The 3,031-nt window shown below is 75.1% G+C and carries 3 protein-coding genes; all 3 read right to left on the bottom strand.

Annotated elements, in window-relative coordinates:
• Window positions 1-65: 65 nt before the first annotated feature.
• Window positions 66-1,289, bottom strand: coding sequence for an acetyl-CoA C-acetyltransferase (locus tag HMPREF3099_RS07635; protein ID WP_070705431.1), 1,224 nt, complete (start codon window positions 1,287-1,289; stop codon window positions 66-68).
• A gap of 75 nt (window positions 1,290-1,364) precedes the next feature.
• Window positions 1,365-2,411, bottom strand: coding sequence for an SGNH/GDSL hydrolase family protein (locus HMPREF3099_RS07630; RefSeq protein WP_083323612.1), 1,047 nt, complete (start codon window positions 2,409-2,411; stop codon window positions 1,365-1,367).
• The coding region (locus HMPREF3099_RS07625; RefSeq protein ID WP_141762056.1) for an NAD-dependent epimerase/dehydratase family protein at window positions 2,408-3,031 on the bottom strand (624 nt) is incomplete at its 5' end. The genes HMPREF3099_RS07625 and HMPREF3099_RS07630, both read right to left, overlap by 4 nt.

The following is a 3,031-nucleotide window of genomic DNA, read 5'->3' as shown; positions in this document are numbered from 1 at the left end:
GGCGAGGTCGGTGACCGCCTGGCCACCGACCTCGCCGCACTGCGCCGCCGTGCGGGCGCCTGACCTCAGCTGAGGCGCTCCAGGATCATCGCCATGCCCTGGCCGCCGCCCACGCACATCGACTCCATGGCGAACTGGGCGTCGCGCTCCTGCATCGCGTTGATGAGCGTGGTGGTGATGCGCGCGCCGGTCATGCCGAAGGGGTGGCCCAGCGCGATGGCGCCGCCGTGCACGTTGAGCTTGTCCAGGTCCATGCCCAGGTCGTCGGCGCTGGGGAGCACCTGCGCGGCGAAGGCCTCGTTGATCTCGTAGAGGTCCAGGTCGCCGATGGACATGCCGGCCCGGGCCATCGCCTGGCGGCACGCCTCCACCGGCCCCAGGCCCATCACCTCGGGGGAGAGCGCGGAGACACCCGTGGACACGATGCGGGCCAGCGGCGTCAGCCCCAGCTCCTTGGCCTTCGTGTCGCTCATGACCACCAGGGCGGCGGCGCCGTCGTTGAGCGGGCAGCAGTTGCCCGCGGTCACGGTGCCGTCCTCGCGGAAGACCGGCTGCAGGCCCTGCAGCTTCTCCAGCGTGGTGCCGAAGCGGGGGCCGTCGTCGGTGGCGTGGGTGGTGCCGTCGGGCAGGGTCACCGGGGTGATCTCACGGGCCAGGATGCCGGCCTCGATGGCGGCCTGCGCCCGGTTCTGGCTGGTGACGCCCCACTCGTCCTGGCGCTCGCGGCTCACGCCTCGGGAGGTGGCCACGTTCTCGGCGGTCTGCCCCATCGCGATGTAGACGTCCGGCAACAGCCCCTCGGCGCGCGGGTCGGTCCACGGGGTGTTCTCGGCGGCGATGCGCTCGGTGCGCTCGCGGGCCTCGGCGAAGCGCGGGTTCTGCCACGCCACCTTGGACATGCCTGCCCCGGTGAAGTCCGCGTAGCGGCTCACGCACTCCACGCCGCCGGAGACGAACACGTCGCCCTCGCCGGCCTTGATGGCGTGCATGGCCATGCGGGTGGTCTGCAGGCTGGAGGAGCAGAAGCGGTTGACCGTGGCGCCCGGCAGGTGGTCCATGCCGGCCAGCACGGACACCACGCGGGCCATGTTGGACCCGTGCTCGCCCCACGGCTCGGCGCAGCCCAGGTAGAAGTCGTCGATCTCGCGCGGGTCGAGCTCGGGCACCTGCGCCAGCGCGGCGGTCACCATCTGGGCGGCGAGGTCGTCGGGTCGCACCTCGGTGAGGCTGCCCTTGAAGGCGCGCCCGATGGGGGAGCGGGTGGCGGCGACGATGACGGCTTCGGGCATGGGGTGACTCCTGGTCCTCGATGCGGTGCGGACGCGTGCGTCCGGCGTCATCCTAGGCAGAGGGCGTGACCTGGGTCACGGGCGGGGCTCCTCCGCCGGCCGGGCGGGGGCCGCGGTGTCCGCGTCGTCACCGGGGTCGCGCCGCCGGCGCTGCACCAGGGCGCGCAGGCGCCCTCGGCCACCCTCGGCGGGCCTGACCTCGGTGCCCTCGTGCGCGGCGGCCCGCAGGGCGGCCTGCTCCAGGCTCAGCGGCACCCCGCGCTCCACCACCGCGCCGGCGGCACGGCGTTCGTCGCGCTCGCTCACCGGCAGGCCGAGGGCGTCGAGCAGCGAGGGCACGAGCACCTGGGCAGCCCGCTTGTACCCGCGGGCCGAGGGGTGGAAGCGGTCGGTGTGGAACATCGCGTCGGGGTCGTCGAGGAAGGCGCGCGTGGTGAGCGCGCCCAGGGACACGGTGCGCCCGCCGCACTCCACTACGGCGACGGTCTGCCGGGCGGCGTAGCGGCGGGAGCGGGCCTGCATGATCCACCGCAGCGGCTGGCCGAGGGAGGCGATCATCCCGAAGTCCGGGCAGGTGGCCACCACCACCTCGGCGCCGGCGGCCCGGAGCCGCAGCACGGTGCGCCGCAGCTCCACCAGGCAGGCCGACAAGTCGGCGTTCTTGGCGATGTCGTTGCCGCCGATGCTCAGCAGCACGAGGTCGGGTCGGGGGAACTTCCGCAGGGCGCGGTCCACCTGCTCGCCCAGCCCCACGGAGGTGACGCCGTTGACGGCCACGCTCTCCAGGTAGACGGGGCGGCCGGAGATGGCGGCGATGCGGCGCGCGCACCGGGCGCCGATGGTCTGCGCGGGGCGCTGGGCGCCCACCCCGTTGGCCACCGAGTCGCCCATCATCACGAACTCCCAGGGCGACTCCACCTCGTCGCGCTGGTGGCCGCCGGACGGCGTGTAGACGCCGTTCTCGTCCGGCGCGTTGCCGGGCGATCCGTCCGAGAGGCGGCTGGCCTGCCACAGCTCCACCCCCAGCGTGCCGACGGTGGCCAGCGCGGCGGTGGCCAGGCCCCACCCCACGGCCGGTGCCCGGCGCGCCAGGGCGGCGCGCGCCTCGTCCCACGTGCTCACGCTGCCTCCCGCAGGCGCTCCAGTCCGTCGTCGAGGGAGACCGCCGGACGCCAGCCGAGCGCCGTGTGGGTCTCCCGCTGGGAGAACCAGTGCGCGGTGGTGAGTTGTTCCACGAGGAAGTGCGTGAGCGGCGGCTCGGTGATGGGGTGCACGTGCTGGCTGGCGGCCACCGCGGCGTCCACGAGGTGACCGACGCCCCCGGCGGGGGTGGTGGGCACGTGCAGCCGGGGCAGCGGGGCGCCGTGGGCCCGCAGGATGCCGGCGATCAGCTCGCCCACCGGGCGCGGCTCGTCGTTGGTCACCACGAACGCCCGGCCGTGGGCGGAGTGCTCGCCGCGGGGGAGGGCCAGGGCGTCGAGCGCGGCCACGAGGGCGTCGCGGGCGTTGTCCACGTAGGTGGAGTCCACCAGGGCCGCCCCGTCGCCCACCCACGGCAGGCGCCCGGCGCGGGCGCGCTCCACGATGCGGCCCACCAGCTGGGTGTCGCCGGGGCCCCACACCAGGTGCGGGCGGACGGCCGTCACCGCCGTCGAGGGGGAGTCCGCGGCCAGCGTGAGCAGCTCCGCGGCGGCCTTGGTGCGCGCGTAGCTCCCGCGGGCACGGCGCGGGTCGGCGGGCTC

This window comes from Kytococcus sp. HMSC28H12 (assembly GCF_001816045.1).
In the GTDB taxonomy this organism is placed as follows: Bacteria; Actinomycetota; Actinomycetes; order Actinomycetales; family Dermatophilaceae; genus Kytococcus; species Kytococcus schroeteri.
Note: the sequence above shows the minus strand (reverse complement) of the source record. Positions and strands in the feature narration are given on the sequence as shown.

Bases quoted from the DNA above. Each gene is read 5' to 3' on its own strand.
- HMPREF3099_RS07635 (WP_070705431.1), bottom strand. From the start codon at position 1,289: ATGCCCGAAGCCGTCATCGTCGCCGCCACCCGCTCCCCCATCGGGCGC.